Source organism: Aeromicrobium sp. Leaf291, from assembly GCF_001423365.1.
GTDB lineage: Bacteria > Actinomycetota > Actinomycetes > Propionibacteriales > Nocardioidaceae > Aeromicrobium.
In genome coordinates this window covers 1,764,154-1,779,975 of the sequence record NZ_LMNM01000001.1, presented here as the reverse complement: position 1 = coordinate 1,779,975, position 15,822 = coordinate 1,764,154, and the positions used below count along the sequence as shown (strand labels likewise).

The following is a 15,822-nucleotide window of genomic DNA, read 5'->3' as shown; positions in this document are numbered from 1 at the left end:
AGACCGGTGCGTGCCGAAACCACATCGCAACCGCCGGGACCTGGACGCTGTCCGTGCCGTGTGGTGAGGTGAACAGGCCGGTCTCTGCGTCGCGTTCTCGCGGCCGCCGGCAGTTCCTAGGGGGGACAACACGTGAACACAGGTATGTCTCGAGCCCGACGCGGGCTCACCATCGGGGCCGTCACTCTGGCCCTCGGGGTCGTCGCCACCACGCTCACCAGCGCCGGCGCCGCCACCACAGCGAAGTCCACGCCCGTGCCGATCGCCACGCCCGAGGGCCAGGTCAGCAGCTACGTGGTCAACGCCAAGAAGGCCAACGCCACCGGCACCGCCGACGCGCGCGCCATCGTGAAGAAGGCCGGCGGCACGGTCATCCAGCAGTGGCCGCAGATCGGCGTGATCGTCGCGCACTCCACCCACGCCGACTTCCGCGCCGACGTCTACCGCCTCGGTCGCAAGAGCGTCGCGTCGGTCGGCGCCACCCGCACCGTCCCGGTCAGCGAGCGCACCGAGGCCACCACGCTGCGCAAGAGCCAGGGCGTGGTCAAGGAGGAGTTCGCCAACACCGCCGACGAGTACGTGAAGCCCGACCCGCGCGAGGGCGAGCAGTGGGACATGGCGCACATCAAGGCCGACCACGCCCACGAGATCACCGACGGGTCGAAGAAGGTGCTGGTCGGCGTGCTCGACAGCGGCATCGACGCCGACCACCCCGACCTGGCCGCGAACATCGACGTCAAGAACTCGGTCAACTGCACCGACGCCGGCACGGTCGACCGCTCGGCCACCGGCTGGCAGCCGACCACCAGCGACCACGGCACCCACGTGGCCGGCACCATCGGCGCCGACCGCAACGGCGTCGGCATCACCGGCGTCGCGCCGAACGTGCGCATGGCCTCGGTCAAGGTCGTCAACGACGACGGGTTCATCTACCCCGAGTACGCCATCTGCGGCTTCATGTGGGCCGGTCTCAAGGGCATGGACGTCACCAACAACAGCTACTACATCGACCCGTTCGAGTACTGGTGCAAGGACCAGGCCGACCAGGGCGCCGTGCTCGACGCCGTGGGCCGTGCCGTGAAGTGGTCGACCAAGCAGGGCGCGCTGCACGTCGCGGCCGCCGGAAACTCCGGCACCGACCTGACGAACAACACGACCAACGACACCAGCCCGAACGACAGCACGCCGATCGAGCGCACCATCAACAACGGGTGCCTCGACATCCCGACTGAGCTGCCCGACGTCGTCACGGTGTCGTCGTACGCGCGGATCGGTGCGACGAACGAGACGCAGCTGTCGTACTTCTCCAACCGCGGTCTGAACATCATCGACGTCGCGGCTCCCGGCTCGTCGATCCTGTCGACGATCGTGAAGGACAACGGCTACGGCCTCAAGAGCGGCACGTCCATGGCGTCGCCGCACGTGGCGGGCGTGGCGGCTCTGATGAAGTCGCAGCACCCCACGTGGGGTCCGGCGAAGATGACGAAGCAGCTGGCCAAGCAGGCCGACCAGCGGCCCTGCGCGCCCGAGCAGGCGATCGGTGCCGGCGGCGCCCCGTGCAAGGGGTCGGCGGCGAACAACAGCTACGCCGGCAACGGCATGGTCGACGCGCTCGACGCCGTCCGGTAGCACCTGCCTGACGGACAGCACCACCTGACGGAGCGGTCCCGAGCCACGCGCTCGGGGCTGCTCCGTGTCGTTGCACCCGTCGACCACCCGACCGCTGCCATGCTGGGCCGGTGAGCTCCGCCCCCTCCCGCGCCCGTCGGCTGGTCTGGGTCGTCGGCATCCTCGCCCTGGTCTGGCTGGCCGTCTCGGAGCTGGGCATGACGTCCGACGACGGCGGCACCGCGAAGCCCCCGACCACCAGCACGAGCACGACCGGGCGCCTCGCGGTGACCGATCTCAAGGACGGCGACTCCTTCGAGGCCTCCGACGGACGCGAGTACCGGCTCGGCATGGTCAACACCCCCGAGCCCGACGAGCGGTGCTTCGACGAGGCCGAGGCCTTCACCCGGGACTTCCTGGCCGGCGGCTTCACGGCCGACGCCTACGACGAGGACGACTACGGACGGGTCGTCGCCGAGGTCCTTGACGGCGAGGGGCGCTCCCTCAACGTCGCCCTCGCCCGGAGCGGCCTCGCGGACGACCGCTACCTGGACCCGTTCCGGGACGACCACCCCGACCTCGCCGATCGCCTCGACGACGCGTTCGCCTCGGCGAAGAAGCCGGCCTGCCGCTGACGTGTCAGCCGATGCGCTCGGTAAGGGACACGATGATCCCCTCGGGCCCGCGGACGTAGGCCATGAGCCACGTGCCCTCGTGCTCGCCGACCTCGCCCACGAGCTCATGACCCTCGGACACGAGCCGCTCGATGGTCGCGCGGAGGTCGTTGATCTCCAGGCACACCGCCCGCAGACCCACGACGTTCGGCTCTGCGGCGTCGGCGGCCACCGTGCCGGGTCGGTCGTAGCGCGAGACCTCCAGCGCTCCCCCGCCGCCCGGCGGTCGCAGCCAGACGGTCTCGGTGCTCGCGTCCTCCATCCCTACGACGGTGTCGAGGAACTCCCCCTCGATCGTCATCCGGGCGTCCAGCTCCAGGCCGAGACCGGTGAAGAAGGCGATCGTCGCGTCGAGGTCGGCGACGGTCACGTTGACGTGGTCGAGGCGAGGCAGCTGCGTCATGGGTCCATCCACCTCCGCGTGTGCCCGGATGTCAACCGTCCTCGGCCGGTGCACGATGGACGCATGGCACCCGCGCTCGCGTCCGTGTACGCCGCCTGGACCGACCACCTCGACGGCCTGGAGCCGGAGCAGCTCGGTCGGCCGTCGCGGGCAAGCGCATGGACCGTGAAGGAGCTGCTGCTCCACCAGCTCCTCGACGCCCGCCGCGCGCTGGTCGCGCTCGCCACGCCCGCGCACGTCGACCCGGACGTCGACGCGGTCACCTACTGGCGGTCGTTCCACCCGGACGAGGGAGACGGTGGGGCCTCCCACGCCCGGTTCGTGGGCGCGTGTGCCGCGGCCTACGACCAGGAGCAGCTGGTCGAGGAGTGGCGCGGCACGTCGGCAGCCGTCGTGCACGCGGCGTCGAGCCCGACGTCGGCTCTGGTCAGCACGCAAGGACATTCCCTGACGGTCGAGAACCTGTGCTCGACGCTCGTCGTCGAGGCCACCGTGCACCTGCTCGACGCGCACGGCACTCCCCCGGCCGACGCACTGGAGCACACCGTGGGGGTGCTCGCGAAGCTGCGTGGACGCCCTCTGCCGGCCGACGGCGCGGACGAGGTGCTCCGCGCCACCGGACGTCTGCCCAGCGACGAGCCCGACTACCCCCTCCTGGGGTAGCTCAAGGCTCGATCACGAGCGAGGCGATCCGACCGGCGGCGTCGAGGACGAAGCGGAAGTGCAGGTCCACGACGCCTCCTGGGAAGTCGCCCTCGAGGTGGTGCACGACGTCGTAGCGATCGGTGCCCGCGCTCGCGGCGCCCGTGACCTCGGTCGTGTAGGTGTACTCGCTCTCCGCCTTGCCGAGCCACGCGCGCAGCTGGGCGAGCCCGGTGTGGGTGTGGCCCTCGTCGGTCACGGTCGCGTCCTCGGCGAAGCACGACAGCTCGGTCTCGCGGTCGTGGGCCTGGTGGGCCGTGACGAAGGTGCGCACAGCACTCGGCAGTGCGTCGAGGGACAGGGTGACGGTCTGGTTCTCGTAGGTGCTCATGGCACGACCGTGGACCCTCTCCCTGCTGGAGGGTCAAGCACTGGACCCTCCAGCAGGGAGAGGGTGCAGAGTGTGAGCATGAGCAGCGCCATGACGATCGGCGACTTCGCCGCCCTGACTCACCTGTCGATCCGTACGCTGCGCCACTACCACCAGGCCGGCGTGCTCGAGCCGGCCGAGGTGGACGCCTCCAGCGGGTACCGCCGCTACACCCACGAGCAGATCGCCACGGCGCGCGTCATCCACCGTCTGCGCGAGCTCGACCTTCCGCTCCCCCAGGTGAAGACGGTCATGGCCACCGACGACCCGGCGCAGCGGTCGTCGATCATCGCCGAGCACCTCCAGCGGCTCGAAGCCGAGCTCGCGCGGACCCGGTCGGCCGTCACCGCCCTGCATCGGCTGCTGCAGCCCGACCCCGATCCCGTGGTCGAGCTGCGCACCCTGCCGTCGCGGTCGGTCGCCGCGGTACGCGCGACCGTTGACCACGACGACGTCCTCGACTGGTACGACGCTGCCGTCGCGGTCCTCGACGCCGCCGTGGAGCCTGCGTCACGTCGCGGCCCGCTGTCGGGCCGGTACGCCAACGCACTCTTCGCCGACGGCACGGGTTCGGTCAGTCTCGAGTACACGGTCGACCACGACGCCCGGGTCAACCCCGTGGCGGGCGTGGAGGTTCTCGACCTCCCGGCCGTCGAGCTGGCCGTGGTCGTGCACGAGGGTGACCACGGGACCATCGACGAGTCCTACGCCCGACTGGGCTCCTGGGTCGGCGAGCACGTCCTCACCATCGGCGACGTCGTGCACGAGACGTACCTGGTCGGCCCGCGGGACACGTCCGAACCGACTGCCTGGCGCACCGAGATCGGCTGGCCCGTGCTGCGCCTGTCGTCCCTGAGCACCGACTGACCGCGGCGTCCCGAACGGTCAGGGCCTGCCCTGGCCCTTGCCCTTCCCACCGGCCGTCGTGTCCGCCTGCTCGGCGGTCTCCTCGATCGGCTCGACGGTCTCGGACGGCTCCTCGTCCTTCGGCTTCGCCGGCTTCTCCTCCTTGGGCTCCTTCTTCTCCTCGCCCTTCGGCTCCTCGGGCTTCTTGTCCCTGGGCTCGGCCGGGTCCTCCCCGCCGGACGTGCCCGACCCGGAGCCCGACGAGACCGACAACGTGACGGTCGCGCCCACCTCCTGGCGACCCGTGCGGTCGAGCGCCAGCACCGTGCCCGCCGGCTCAGCCGACGCGACCGGGGAGGTCTTCACGTCGAAGCCGAGCTTCTCGAGCGCGTCGGTGGCGTCGTCGACCGACGTGCCCACCAGGTCGTCGGGCACCGAGACGAAGCCGGAGGCCACCTCGAGGGTGACCACGTCACCGTCGGCGAGCGGCCCACCGGCGCGAGGACTCTGCGCGGCCACGACGCCCTTCTCGACGTCCGGGGCGTCGACCTCCGTGATGCGCACTCGCCCGCCAGCGTCCTCGACCTCGTCGGTGGCGTCGTCGACCGACCGGCCGACGACGTCGGGCACGGTGGGGTCGTCCCCACCGAACACGCCGCCGAACAGCCCGCCGCTCATGCCGATCAGCAGCGCGACGACGGCCAGGGCGGCCACACCGGCGAACATCCGTGTCCGGGTGGCACCACGCCGTCGCTCGTCGTCCTGCGCCGGCACCTGCGTGGTCGCCGACGCCGCCCCGGCAGCCGCCAGCGGTGCGGGCGAGACGACGGTCGCCGGACCGGTGTGCGCGACCGTCATCGGGCCGGTCGGCGCGTCGGTCAGCGCGGGGATCACCGACGTCGCTCCGCCGGTGCTGCGCTCCACGGTGTCGCGAACCTGTGCAGCGGTCGGGCGCAGCGCAGGATCCTTGGCCGTCATCGCCACGACCAGGCGCGCCAGCTCGTCCGGCACCGACGCGGGCAGCGCCGGGAGCTCCTCGCTCACCTGGGCCAGCGCTGCGGCCACGGACGTCTCGCGGCGGAACGGCGACGTGCCGGTGAGGCACTGGTAGGCGACCAGACCGAGCGAGTAGACGTCGGACGCGCCCGTGGCGGTCTGTCCGCGTGCCTGCTCCGGGCTGATGTACTCGACCGTCCCGAGCACGGCACCGGTCTCGGTGAGCGGCTCCGGCGCCACCCCCAGGGCGATGCCGAAGTCCACGAGCACCGGCCGCGAGTCGGTGGACAGCACGATGTTGGCGGGCTTGACGTCGCGGTGCACCACGCCGGCCTCGTGCGCCGCGGCGAGCGCGTCGCCGACACCACCGAGGAGCCGCTCGACGGGCTCGACGCCCAGCGCACCGCGCCGTCGCAGCACGTCCGACAGCGGGACGCCCTCGACGAGCTGCATGACGATGAAGGGGTCGCCGTCGGGGCTCGCGTCGTCCTCGCCGACGTCGTGGACCGTCGCGATGCCGGGGTGGTTCAGCAGGCCCGACGTCCGGGCCTCCGCCATGAACCTCGCCCGAGCGGCGTCGTCGCCGACGCGGTCGCCACGCAGGACCTTGACGGCCACGTCGCGACCGAGGCGCAGGTCGCGGGCGCGGTAGACCTGACCCATGCCGCCGGAGCCCAGCACCTCGCCCAGCTCGTAGCGGTCGTTCAAGCGTTCGGCCATCAGGCCAGGTTAGGACAGCCCGCCGGGGTGCGCCTCTGGGAAGAGCGTCCCGGTTCGCCTCGTTTCGAGTCGTCGGGCGGCTCGGCCGGTGGCACGCTGGTCGCGTGCCCTCGCTCCCCCCGTTGCCGCCGGTCGACGACACCGACGCGGTCGTGGCGTGGGTGGCCGAGCACCTCGGCAGCCTGACGCTCGAGGGACCCGACGCCGTCCGCCCCGGCGGGCACCGCGGCGGGCAGACCGCGGCCGACACCGCCCTCGCGACCCTCGACGTCGCGGGCTACGCGCGTTCGCGCTCGACCGTGCTGCCGGAGTCTCGGCGGGGCGCCAGCCGGCTCTCGCCGTACATCACCCACGGCCTGCTGGACCTGCCGACGATGTGGGACGCCGTGGCCGACGCTCCCGCGGCGGACCGCCGCCGCTACCGCGACGAGCTGCTCTGGCAGGAGTACGCCCGCCATGTCTACGCCCGGCTCGGACCCGCCATGCGCGAGCCCCTGCGCCGGGAGCCGCCGCACCCCGACGTCGACCCCGACTGGGACGAGCAGATGGCCTGCATCGACTGGGTGCAGACGTCGCTGGAGACCGACGGCTGGCTCGTGAACCAGACGCGCATGTGGTTCGCCTCCCACTGGACCGTCAGGCACGGACGCGACTGGCGTGCGGGCGAGGACCACTTCTACCGGCACCTGCTCGACGGTTCGCGCGCCGCCAACCGGCTCGGCTGGCAGTGGACCGTCGGCGCGGGCACTGGAAAGCCCTACGGCTTCAGCCGCTGGCAGGTCGAGAAGAGAGCCCCCGAGCTGTGCCGGGGGTGCGCCCTCCGCGACGCCTGTCCGATCCAGGGGTGGCCGGACGCCACGCCCGGGCCCGATGTCGAGCACGCCCCGGTCCGCGTCGGGCACGCCGCCGGCGCACCTGGCCCGGGTCCGGACTCACCGGTGGTCGAGGGAACGCCCGAGGCCGTCTGGCTCACGCCCGAGTCGCTCGGCGACGCCGACCCCGCCCTCGTGGCCCAACCCGACCTCCCGGTGGTCTACGTCTTCGACGAGCCGAAGCTGCGCGAGCTGCGCCTGTCCGGCAAGCGGCTCGTGTTCCTCGCCGAGTGCCTGGCCGACCTCGCGTCCCGTCGTGACGTCGAGGTGCGGCTCGGCGACGTCGGCGAGGAGCTGGCCGGCCGACCGCTTGCCGCCACCTTCGCGCCGGTGCCGTGGTTCACGAACCGGGCGGCGCACCTCGACCTCGCCGTGGTCCACCCGTGGCAGTGGCTGGAGCGACCGACCTCGCAACGTCTCACCTCGTACAGCGCCTGGCGCAAGGGAGTCCACCGATGAGCACACCACTGGCCGACCTCGGCGCCCACAGCACGGCCCTCGAGGTCGTCGACGGGATCGACCTCACCGGGCGCACCGTCGTCGTGACCGGAGGAGCGTCGGGCATCGGCATCGAGACGGCGCGTGCGCTCGCGTCGGCCGGTGCGTCCGTGACGATCGCGACCCGCGACCTGGCGGCCGCCGAGCGCGCCGCCGCGGACGTCGTCGGCACCACGGGCAACACCCAGGTCCGGGGCGCACACCTCGACCTCACCGACCTCGACTCCGTCGACGCGTTCGTCGCGGCCTGGGAGGGCCCGCTCGACGTGCTCGTGAACAACGCCGGCGTCATGGACACGCCGCACCGCACGACGAAGCACGGCTGGGAGCTCCAGCTCGCGACCAACCACCTCGGCCACCTCGCCCTGACGCTCGGTCTGCACGACGCGCTCGCCGACGCCGACGCGGCCCGGGTGGTCGTCGTCTCCTCCAGCGGCCACGGGTCCTCCCCCGTCGTGCTCGACGACCTGATGTTCGAGCGGCGCGCCTACGACCCAGGACTCGCCTACGGGCAGTCGAAGACGGCCAACGTGCTCTTCGCCGTCGAGCTGACCCGTCGGTGGGCCGACGAGGGGATCACCGCGGACGCCCTCATGCCCGGCGGCATCTGGACGGGCCTGCAGAAGCACTGGGACCCCTCGCACCTGGAGGACCTCAAGCGGCAGACGGCCGGTTCGGGCGTCGTGAAGACCCCCGAGCAGGGCGCGGCGACGTCGGTGCTGCTCGCCGTCCACCCCGAGGTGCTCGGCTCGGGTGGACGCTACTTCGAGGACTGCCACGAGGCCGAGGTCGTCGACCAGATCGTCGACGGCGTGCACGGCGTCCGGGCCTACGCCCTCGACCCCGACGCGGCCCGCGCTCTCTGGGACCGGTCGGTCGAGCTGCTGGCCGAGGCCGGTCACCCCGTGCGCTGAGCGTCGAAGGGCTCTCGCCGGCTGGGGCGTCGTCGTGGCCGGGGTCTCGACTGCTGCTGCGTCGCTCGGCTGGACCACCGCTTGCTGCGGAGCTCCCTCGGCTGGGTCTTGGCCTGCGGCTGCGTCACCGTGGCTACGAGTGGGAGCGGTCTCCGAAAGGGCCTCGACCGGCGGACGGGTCCGGGCTCGGGCGAGCACTCGGAGCGCGGCTCGGGGGTCGCAAGGTTCTGCGTTCGTGGGTGATGGGTCGAAGGATGCTGCGTTCGCTACGGGATCCCGTCGTGAACGCAGCATCGTTCGGGTCTCTGCACGCGAAGGCAGAATCCTGCGTCGGCCGGGCCGCGTCGTGCGGTGGGTGGGTGGGCAGAGATTCTCCCTTCTCATGGACCGTTCCACGCAGAAGGAGAATCCTTGCTCCGGTCGAGGCCTTTCGGAGACCACACCCACTCGGACTCACAGCGACGCAGCAGCACGTGAAAGGACGGCCGGAGCGTCACAGCAGCACCTCAGAGCCGGACCGAGCAGCGCAGCGGCGAGCGAAGGGCCAGCCGCCTCAGAACGCTGGGTGATTCCCAGGTCGACCTGGGAATCACCCACCGCCGTCAGGCGGGGGCGAGGCGGAGCAGGCGGCCGGAGCCCTCGTCCTCCAGGATCCAGATGGAGCCGTCGGGGGCCTGCTCGACGGCGCGGACGCGCTCGCCGTCCCAGAGCGTCTCGTCGTCGCCCGCGGTGGTGCCGTCGACGTCGACCCGCACGAGCGCCTCGCCGGACAGCGCGCCGAGGAACGCGTCGCCCGTCCACTCCGGGAACAGGTCGCCGGTGTAGATCATCAGGCTGCCCGGGGAGATCGACGGCGTCCAGCCGGTCTTCGGCGCCTCGAAGCCGTCGCCGTCGGCGTGGTCGGGGATCTCGCCACCGCCGTAGTCGCTGCCGTTCGACGCCTCGGGCCAGCCGTAGTTGGCGCCCTTCTCGATCACGTTCAGCTCGTCGCCGCCCTCGGGACCCATCTCGCTGGACCAGAGGGTGCCGTCCGGGGCGAACTCCAGGCCCAGCGGGTTGCGGTGCCCGTAGCTCCAGATCTCGGCCGAGGCGCCGCCCTCGTCGGCCAGCGGGTTGCCCTCGGCCGGCTCGCCGTCGAGCGTGAGCCGCACGATCGTGCCCAGCGTGTTCGACGTGTCCTGCGCCGGCGTCTTCTTCTGCCGGTCACCCGACGACACGAACAGGTGCTCGCCGTCGGGGTCCACGGCGATGCGGTGCGAGAAGTGCCCGTTGCCCGAGACCTTGGGCGTCTGGCGCCAGATGACCTCGAGGTCGGCCAGCGACGCCTCGTCGCCGGACGTCTCGAGCGTCGCGCGGCCGACGACGGCGCCACTGCCTCCGGAGCCGGGCTCCACCCAGCTGAGAAACACCTGCTGGTCGTCCTCGAAGGTCGGCCCGGCGACCACGTCGCCCAGACCGCCTTGGCCCGCCACCGCGACGTCGGGCACGCCGTCGACCTCGACGCGGTCGCCGGTCTCGGCGTCGCGCAGGTGCAGGGTGCCGGTGCGCTCGGTCACGAGCAGGTCACCACTGCCGGGCAGGAACGTCATGGCCCACGGGGCGTCGAAGGCGTCGATCTCCTCCACCTCGAACGGCGGGTTGCCGCTCGCGCTCGACGCCGACGTCGAGCCGGGCGTGGCCTCCGCGTCGTCGCTGCGGTCGGTGTCGCTGGAGCAGCCCGCCACGAGCACGGCCGCCAGTCCCAGTCCGAGAAGCCTCATGCCTCGAGTCTCGCCGACCCCGCCAAGGTCCGCAGGTCTGCGCGACCTCGCAGCGGATGCCGCGATCGTCCGATGGTGCGACGGTGGAGACATGACCGCTGAGCAGCAGGACCGTCCCGCCGACCGCCACCGTCGACCCGACGGCGTCACCGACGCCACGGTCGAGGCGCTAGGGAAGCTGAGCGAGGCGCTCGAGGCCGTCGAGGAGGCCCGTGGCTCGCTGTACGCGTTCCACCGCCTGTCCGGACATGCGGACCTTCAGGCCGGCGAGGCGGCCGACATGCTGCGCGAGGCCGGTCACGCCGAGCTGGCCGACCGGGTCGAGACCGAGCTCATCGGCCGCAACGTCATCGAGGGCCGGTGGACCTTCCAGCTCGTGGAGGAGTACGACGAGGGCTACTACGCCACCTTCCGCGACCTCGAGCGTGCCGCCCGAGACGACCTCGCGGAGGGCAAGCCGCACCTCTTCGAGGCCGAGATGAAGGAGGACCGGCGCACGCGCGGCCGGCGTCACCACGAGGCGACCCCCGACTGACCAGCCCCACTGACCAGCCGCGACGCTCAGGCGGCGTCGCGCCGGGCCACGTAGATCGTCGCGGTGGACGTCCCCCCGGTCAGCGGGTTGTCGAACGTGACGACGTGCGCCTCGGCCTCGGCGAACGCCGCGCGCATCACGGCGACGAACTCGGTGTCCGGCGGCTCGTCGGACCACAGCCCGAAGATCCCGCCCGGCGTGAGCATGCGCGCGGCCGCCTGCTGGCCCTCGACGGTGTAGAAGTCACCGTGGTCGGTGCGCAGCACGCGGTCGGGTGCGTGGTCGATGTCGACGAGCAGCACGTCGACCGGCCGCTCGAGCCGTTCAGCACGCACGAGGTCGAAGAAGTCGTCCTGCACGAGGCTGGTGCGGGGGTCCGTGGCGAGACCGCGGGTGTCGTCGAACAGCTCGTCGCGGTGCCAGGAGATGACGGGAGCCAGCGCGTCCACGACGACCAGCTCGGTGACGCGGTCGTCGCGCAGCGCCTCGAAGGCGGTGTAGCCGAGTCCCAGCCCACCGACCAGGACGCGCAGCTCGTCACCGTCGGCGGCGTCGAGGCCCAGGGTCGCGAGCGCCCGCTCGCTGACGGTGAACTGGCTCGACATGAGGTAGTCGTCGCCCAGCTTGACCTCGTGCACGTCGCGCTGGGTGGCGAGGTCGAACCGCCGCCGCAGCACGATGAGGCCCCACGGGGTCTCGGCCCAGTCGAGCTCCTCGAACCTCACCATCGAACCCCTCCTTCGGACGCGTCCCGGCCTGCACCGTAGCGGACGCCAGGCGAGGCGATCGTGCGTCGGCGACCGGGCCTCGCGCCCACGCTCGAGATTCCCGCCCGCACCTGAGGGCCCGCCAGAGCCGAGTGCCCCGCACCCACCTCGGTTCTCCCCCACTCACCATGGCGCGCACGCCACGGTGAGTGGCAGGAAACCCAGGTGAGCTCGCGATTCCCATCAGGTGATGGGAATCGCGAGGCCCGTGGGGCGGGTCCTTCTGCCACAGGAGAGGTGGTCGGGACCCCGTCCGTGTGTCGTCGCGCGACCCGCAGGACGGCGCTGCCGGTCCGTGCACACTGCCGCGCCGTTAGAGTCGGGTCGATGTCCTCCCCCACCTCCCTGCTCGCCGAGGCGGCTCGCCGCCGGACCTTCGCGGTGATCTCGCACCCCGACGCCGGCAAGTCGACGCTCACCGAGGCCCTGGCCCTGCATGCCCGGGTGATCTCGGAGGCCGGCGCCACGCACGGCAAGGCCGGGCGCAGGGCCACCGTCTCGGACTGGATGGAGATGGAGAAGGCCCGCGGCATCTCGATCTCCTCGACGGCGCTGCAGTTCGAGCACGAGGGCCACGTCATCAACCTGGTCGACACCCCGGGTCACGCCGACTTCTCCGAGGACACCTACCGCGTGCTCTCCGCCGTCGACTTCGCGGTGATGCTGCTGGACGGCGCCAAGGGTCTGGAGCCCCAGACGCTCAAGCTGTTCGACGTCTGCCATCGCAGCGGCATCCCCGTCATCACCGTCATCAACAAGTGGGACCGACCGGGACTCGACCCCCTCGAGCTGCTCGACCAGATCCAGCAGCGGATCGACATCCGACCCACGCCGATCACCTGGCCGATCGGCATCGCCGGGGACTTCCGCGGCGTGCTCGACCGTCGGCACGGTCACGCCGTCGAGTACGAGCGCACCTCCGGCGGGGCCACCCGCGCGGGCGAGACGGTCCACGCACCCGAGCGCGCCGACGAGGTCTTCGGCGACCCGTGGCAGGAGGCCGTCGGCGGCGTCGAGCTCCTGAGCGCGGACGGCGCCGACCACGACCCCGAGTCCTTCCTGGCCGGTCGCACCACGCCCGTGCTGTTCGCGGCGGCGGCCCTCAACTTCGGCATCACCCAGCTGCTCGAGGTCATGCTCGAGCTGGCGCCCGCGCCTCGTGCGCGCCTGGACGCGAAGGGCGACCCGCGACCGGTCGACTCCCCCTTCAGCGCCTTCGTGTTCAAGATCCAGGCGGGCATGAACACCGCCCACCGCGACCACGTGGCCTTCGCACGGATCTGCTCGGGCGTGTTCGAGCGCGGCGAGGTCGTCACCCACGCCCAGAGCGGGCGGCCGTTCGCCACCAAGTACGCGCAGAACCTGTTCGGACGCGACCGCGAGACGACCGACCTCGCCTACCCCGGCGACGTGATCGGGCTGGTCAACGCGTCCCAGCTCGCCATCGGCGACACCCTGCACCTCGGCCCGACCGTCGTGTACCCGCCGATCCCCAAGTTCGCCCCCGAGCACTTCGCGACCATCACGGCGCGCGACACCTCGCGCTTCAAGCAGTTCCGCCGCGGCATCGAGCAGCTCGACCGTGAGGGCGTCGTGCAGGTCCTCCGCTCCGACTTCCGCGGCGACCAGGCCCCGGTCCTGGCGGCCGTCGGCCCCATGCAGTTCGAGGTCGTGACCGACCGCCTGGCCCGCGAGTTCAACGCCGAGACCAGGCTCGAGCCCCTCCCCTACACCGTCGCCCGGCGCATCGAGCCGGCCGACCGCGAGACCCTCGCCGGCACCAACGGTGTGGAGACGTTCGAACGCAGCGACGGCGCTGCCCTGGCGGTCTTCTCCGACCGCTGGCGGCTGCAGTTCGTCGCCCGCAACCACCCAGACATCACCTTCGAGTCGCTCTCAGCCGACGTCGATGACCGCACTCCCACCTCCTGAGGAACCCCATGGCCAACAACAACGGCAACCGCAGCAACAACCGCAACCGCAACGGGAACACCAACAAGAACAACCGCTCCGCCACGAAGCCGAGGCGCCAGGCACCCTCCCGCCTGCCGAAGGGCGGCCTGCGGGTCATGCCGCTCGGCGGCCTCGGCGAGGTCGGCCGCAACATGACCGCCTTCGAGAACGACGGCAAGATCCTGCTCGTCGACTGCGGCCTGCTGTTCCCCGAGGAGCACCAGCCGGGCATCGACGTGATCCTCCCCGACTTCTCGGCCATCCGTGACCGGCTCGACGACGTGGTGGGCCTCGTGCTCACCCACGGCCACGAGGACCACATCGGTGCCACGCCCTACCTGCTGCGCGAGCGGGGCGACATCCCGGTGATCGGCAGCAAGCTCACCCTCGCGTTCGTGAGCGCCAAGTTCCGCGAGCACACGGTCGACCCGCCCCTGAAGACCGTGGCCGCCGGCGACGTGATGAAGCTCGGTCCGTTCGAGCTGGAGTTCATCGCCGTCAACCACTCCATCCCCGACGGCCTCGCCGTGGCCATCCGCACGTCCGCCGGCCTCGTGCTGCACACCGGCGACTTCAAGATGGACCAGTTCCCGCTCGACGACCGCATCACCGACCTGCGCGCGTTCGCGCGGCTCGGCGAGGAGGGCGTCGACCTGTTCCTCACCGACTCGACCAACGCCGAGGTGCCGGGCTTCACCACCTCCGAGCGCGAGCTGCAGCCGGCCATCGAGACCGTGTTCCGCACGGCCCCGCGCCGCATCATCGTCTCCAGCTTCGCCAGCCACGTGCACCGCATCCAGCAGGTGCTCGACGCCGCGCACGCCAGCCGGCGCAAGGTCGTGTTCGTCGGCCGGTCGATGGTGCGCAACATGGCCCTCGCCCAGGAGCTCGGCTACCTCAAGGTGCCCAAGGGACTGCTGGTGGACCTCAAGGCCGCGAACAACCTCGCCCCGAACCAGGTCGTGCTCGTGTGCACCGGCTCCCAGGGCGAGCCCATGGCCGCACTGGCCCGCATGGCCGACGGCACCCACCAGATCGACGTCGGCGAGGGCGACACCGTGCTCCTGGCCAGCTCGCTCATCCCCGGCAACGAGAACGCCGTCTTCCGGCTCATCAACGGCCTCGCGTTCCGCGGCGCCAACGTGGTGCACTCCGGCAACGCGAAGGTCCACGTGTCGGGCCACGCCAGCGCCGGCGAGCTCGCGTACTGCTACAACATCGTGCGACCCAAGCACGTGCTGCCGGTCCACGGCGAGTGGCGCCACCTGCACGCCAACGGCGCCATCGCCGAGCGCACCGGCATCCCCCACTCCTCGGTGCTGCTGTGCACCGACGGCGACGTCGTCGACCTCGTCGACGGCCACGCCCGGGTCAGCGGACACCTGCCGAACGAGCACGTCTACGTCGAGAACATGGTGGTCGGCCGCACGACCGAGCACACGCTCGAGGAGCGGCGCACCCTCGCCAACGAGGGCATGCTCACGATCATCGCGATCGTCGACGTCGAGCGCGGCACGTTCGCCGAGCCGCCGGAGTACGTGATGCACGGCCTCATGGAGGACCTGCGCGACTTCGAGCCGCTCACCCAGCAGCTGGCCTCGGCCCTGAAGAAGGCGGACGGGAAGACGCCGGCCGACGCCGAGGAGTCCATCGAGCGCACCGCCGCCTCGTGGATGCGTCGCACCTACCGACGCGAGCCGATCATCCACGCCATCGTCGTCGAGGAATGACCGACGGCGGGGCCACGGGGGGATGAGCGCCGTGCAGATGCAGATCGGCGAGATCGCCGAGCGCGTCGGACTGAGCCTGCGCACCATCCGCTTCTACGAGGAGGCCGGGCTCGTCATCCCCGACGCGCGCAGCACCGGAGGCTTCCGGCTGTACTCCGAGGCCGCCGTGGCGCGGCTCGAGCTCATCAAGAAGATGAAGCCGCTGGGCTTCTCGGTCGAGGAGATCGGCGAGGTGCTCGGCATCCTCGACCTGCTCCAGGACCCGGCCGCCACGACCGAGCAGACGCAACATGCCCTCGACCGGCTCGACGAGGTCCGGGCGACGGTGGTCGAACGCCTCGAGGAGCTCGAGGCCAAGACCGAGGCGGCCCGTGGCTTCGCGCGGGACCTGGCCGCTGTCGCGCAGAGGAACCGCCCGTCCGAGTGATCGGACGGGCGGCTCGCCTGCTGGTCGTGACCGGAGGTCAGGACCGG

General features: G+C 71.7%; 15 protein-coding genes. 10 read left to right on the top strand and 5 right to left on the bottom strand.

Annotation, left to right across the window (positions count from 1 at the left end; all coding sequences use genetic code 11):
- The first annotated feature begins 144 nt into the window (after positions 1 to 144).
- Both ASF35_RS08830 and ASF35_RS08825 read left to right on the top strand, forming a co-directional pair.
- Positions 145 to 1,629: a S8 family serine peptidase gene (locus tag ASF35_RS08830; RefSeq protein WP_055965625.1), complete on the top strand. Its 1,485-nt coding sequence runs from the start codon at positions 145 to 147 to the stop codon at positions 1,627 to 1,629.
- A 110-nt stretch (positions 1,630 to 1,739) separates the two neighbouring features.
- The gene (locus ASF35_RS08825; protein WP_055965623.1) at positions 1,740 to 2,243 is read left to right on the top strand and encodes a thermonuclease family protein; all 504 of its coding nucleotides are present in this window, start codon (positions 1,740 to 1,742) and stop codon (positions 2,241 to 2,243) included.
- A 4-nt stretch (positions 2,244 to 2,247) separates the two neighbouring features.
- On the opposite strand, the gene ASF35_RS08820 is transcribed toward ASF35_RS08825, so the two are convergent.
- Entirely contained in the window at positions 2,248 to 2,685 is a 438-nt protein-coding gene (locus ASF35_RS08820) for a VOC family protein (RefSeq protein WP_055965621.1), read from the bottom strand.
- Positions 2,686 to 2,748: 63 nt separating this feature from the next.
- Between ASF35_RS08820 and ASF35_RS08815 the strand changes: the two genes are divergently transcribed.
- Positions 2,749 to 3,348 (top strand): maleylpyruvate isomerase N-terminal domain-containing protein, encoded by a 600-nt coding sequence (locus ASF35_RS08815; RefSeq protein WP_055965619.1) that lies wholly within the window; start codon positions 2,749 to 2,751, stop codon positions 3,346 to 3,348.
- A 1-nt stretch (position 3,349) separates the two neighbouring features.
- Here the strand turns inward: ASF35_RS08815 and ASF35_RS08810 are convergent, their stop codons facing one another.
- The gene (locus ASF35_RS08810) at positions 3,350 to 3,718 is read right to left on the bottom strand and encodes a nuclear transport factor 2 family protein (RefSeq protein ID WP_055965617.1); all 369 of its coding nucleotides are present in this window, start codon (positions 3,716 to 3,718) and stop codon (positions 3,350 to 3,352) included.
- Between the two features lie 78 nt (positions 3,719 to 3,796).
- Between ASF35_RS08810 and ASF35_RS08805 the strand changes: the two genes are divergently transcribed.
- Complete coding sequence (locus ASF35_RS08805; RefSeq protein ID WP_055965615.1) at positions 3,797 to 4,624, top strand: MerR family transcriptional regulator; 828 nt, start codon at positions 3,797 to 3,799, stop codon at positions 4,622 to 4,624.
- Positions 4,625 to 4,642: 18 nt separating this feature from the next.
- On the opposite strand, the gene ASF35_RS08800 is transcribed toward ASF35_RS08805, so the two are convergent.
- A complete protein-coding gene (locus tag ASF35_RS08800; protein ID WP_055965612.1) occupies positions 4,643 to 6,319 on the bottom strand; it encodes a protein kinase in 1,677 nt (558 codons plus the stop codon).
- A gap of 104 nt (positions 6,320 to 6,423) precedes the next feature.
- On the opposite strand from ASF35_RS08800, the gene ASF35_RS08795 reads away from it, so the two are divergent.
- Together ASF35_RS08795 and ASF35_RS08790 are read left to right on the top strand one after the other, a co-directional pair.
- Positions 6,424 to 7,650: an FAD-binding domain-containing protein gene (locus ASF35_RS08795; protein ID WP_055965610.1), complete on the top strand. Its 1,227-nt coding sequence runs from the start codon at positions 6,424 to 6,426 to the stop codon at positions 7,648 to 7,650.
- Complete coding sequence (locus tag ASF35_RS08790; protein WP_055965608.1) at positions 7,647 to 8,603, top strand: SDR family NAD(P)-dependent oxidoreductase; 957 nt, start codon at positions 7,647 to 7,649, stop codon at positions 8,601 to 8,603. Before ASF35_RS08795 ends, ASF35_RS08790 begins: the two co-directional genes overlap by 4 nt.
- 602 nt (positions 8,604 to 9,205) lie before the next feature.
- Here ASF35_RS08790 and ASF35_RS08785 read toward each other — a convergent pair.
- Positions 9,206 to 10,363 (bottom strand): PQQ-dependent sugar dehydrogenase, encoded by a 1,158-nt coding sequence (locus ASF35_RS08785; protein ID WP_055965606.1) that lies wholly within the window; start codon positions 10,361 to 10,363, stop codon positions 9,206 to 9,208.
- A 91-nt stretch (positions 10,364 to 10,454) separates the two neighbouring features.
- Between ASF35_RS08785 and ASF35_RS08780 the strand changes: the two genes are divergently transcribed.
- Positions 10,455 to 10,898 (top strand): hypothetical protein, encoded by a 444-nt coding sequence (locus ASF35_RS08780; RefSeq protein WP_055965604.1) that lies wholly within the window; start codon positions 10,455 to 10,457, stop codon positions 10,896 to 10,898.
- A 26-nt stretch (positions 10,899 to 10,924) separates the two neighbouring features.
- Here ASF35_RS08780 and ASF35_RS08775 read toward each other — a convergent pair whose 3' ends face one another.
- On the bottom strand, positions 10,925 to 11,626 hold the full coding sequence (locus tag ASF35_RS08775) for a spermidine synthase (protein ID WP_055965601.1): 702 nt from the start codon (positions 11,624 to 11,626) through the stop codon (positions 10,925 to 10,927).
- A 366-nt stretch (positions 11,627 to 11,992) separates the two neighbouring features.
- Here ASF35_RS08775 and ASF35_RS08770 point away from each other — a divergent pair, with 366 nt between their 5' ends.
- From ASF35_RS08770 to ASF35_RS08760, 3 genes are all read left to right on the top strand, one after another.
- Positions 11,993 to 13,597 (top strand): peptide chain release factor 3, encoded by a 1,605-nt coding sequence (locus ASF35_RS08770; RefSeq protein ID WP_055965599.1) that lies wholly within the window; start codon positions 11,993 to 11,995, stop codon positions 13,595 to 13,597.
- A 137-nt stretch (positions 13,598 to 13,734) separates the two neighbouring features.
- On the top strand, positions 13,735 to 15,348 hold the full coding sequence (locus ASF35_RS08765) for a ribonuclease J (RefSeq protein WP_235499136.1): 1,614 nt from the start codon (positions 13,735 to 13,737) through the stop codon (positions 15,346 to 15,348).
- A gap of 37 nt (positions 15,349 to 15,385) precedes the next feature.
- A complete protein-coding gene (locus ASF35_RS08760; protein ID WP_235493033.1) occupies positions 15,386 to 15,775 on the top strand; it encodes a MerR family transcriptional regulator in 390 nt (129 codons plus the stop codon).
- The last annotated feature ends 47 nt before the right edge of the window (positions 15,776 to 15,822 follow it).

What these genes read in the sequence shown, in the direction of transcription:
- ASF35_RS08805 (WP_055965615.1), top strand. Translation starts at nt 3,797, where the DNA reads ATGAGCAGCGCCATGACGATCGGCGACTTCGCCGCCCTGACTCACCTG.
- ASF35_RS08770 (WP_055965599.1), top strand. Translation starts at nt 11,993, where the DNA reads ATGTCCTCCCCCACCTCCCTGCTCGCCGAGGCGGCTCGCCGCCGGACC.
- ASF35_RS08820 (WP_055965621.1), bottom strand. Translation starts at nt 2,685, where the DNA reads ATGACGCAGCTGCCTCGCCTCGACCACGTCAACGTGACCGTCGCCGAC.
- ASF35_RS08790 (WP_055965608.1), top strand. Translation starts at nt 7,647, where the DNA reads ATGAGCACACCACTGGCCGACCTCGGCGCCCACAGCACGGCCCTCGAG.
- ASF35_RS08760 (WP_235493033.1), top strand. Translation starts at nt 15,386, where the DNA reads ATGCAGATCGGCGAGATCGCCGAGCGCGTCGGACTGAGCCTGCGCACC.
- ASF35_RS08765 (WP_235499136.1), top strand. Translation starts at nt 13,735, where the DNA reads ATGCCGCTCGGCGGCCTCGGCGAGGTCGGCCGCAACATGACCGCCTTC.
- ASF35_RS08810 (WP_055965617.1), bottom strand. Translation starts at nt 3,718, where the DNA reads ATGAGCACCTACGAGAACCAGACCGTCACCCTGTCCCTCGACGCACTG.
- ASF35_RS08815 (WP_055965619.1), top strand. Translation starts at nt 2,749, where the DNA reads ATGGCACCCGCGCTCGCGTCCGTGTACGCCGCCTGGACCGACCACCTC.
- ASF35_RS08775 (WP_055965601.1), bottom strand. Translation starts at nt 11,626, where the DNA reads ATGGTGAGGTTCGAGGAGCTCGACTGGGCCGAGACCCCGTGGGGCCTC.
- ASF35_RS08785 (WP_055965606.1), bottom strand. Translation starts at nt 10,363, where the DNA reads ATGAGGCTTCTCGGACTGGGACTGGCGGCCGTGCTCGTGGCGGGCTGC.
- ASF35_RS08780 (WP_055965604.1), top strand. Translation starts at nt 10,455, where the DNA reads ATGACCGCTGAGCAGCAGGACCGTCCCGCCGACCGCCACCGTCGACCC.
- ASF35_RS08830 (WP_055965625.1), top strand. Translation starts at nt 145, where the DNA reads ATGTCTCGAGCCCGACGCGGGCTCACCATCGGGGCCGTCACTCTGGCC.
- ASF35_RS08800 (WP_055965612.1), bottom strand. Translation starts at nt 6,319, where the DNA reads ATGGCCGAACGCTTGAACGACCGCTACGAGCTGGGCGAGGTGCTGGGC.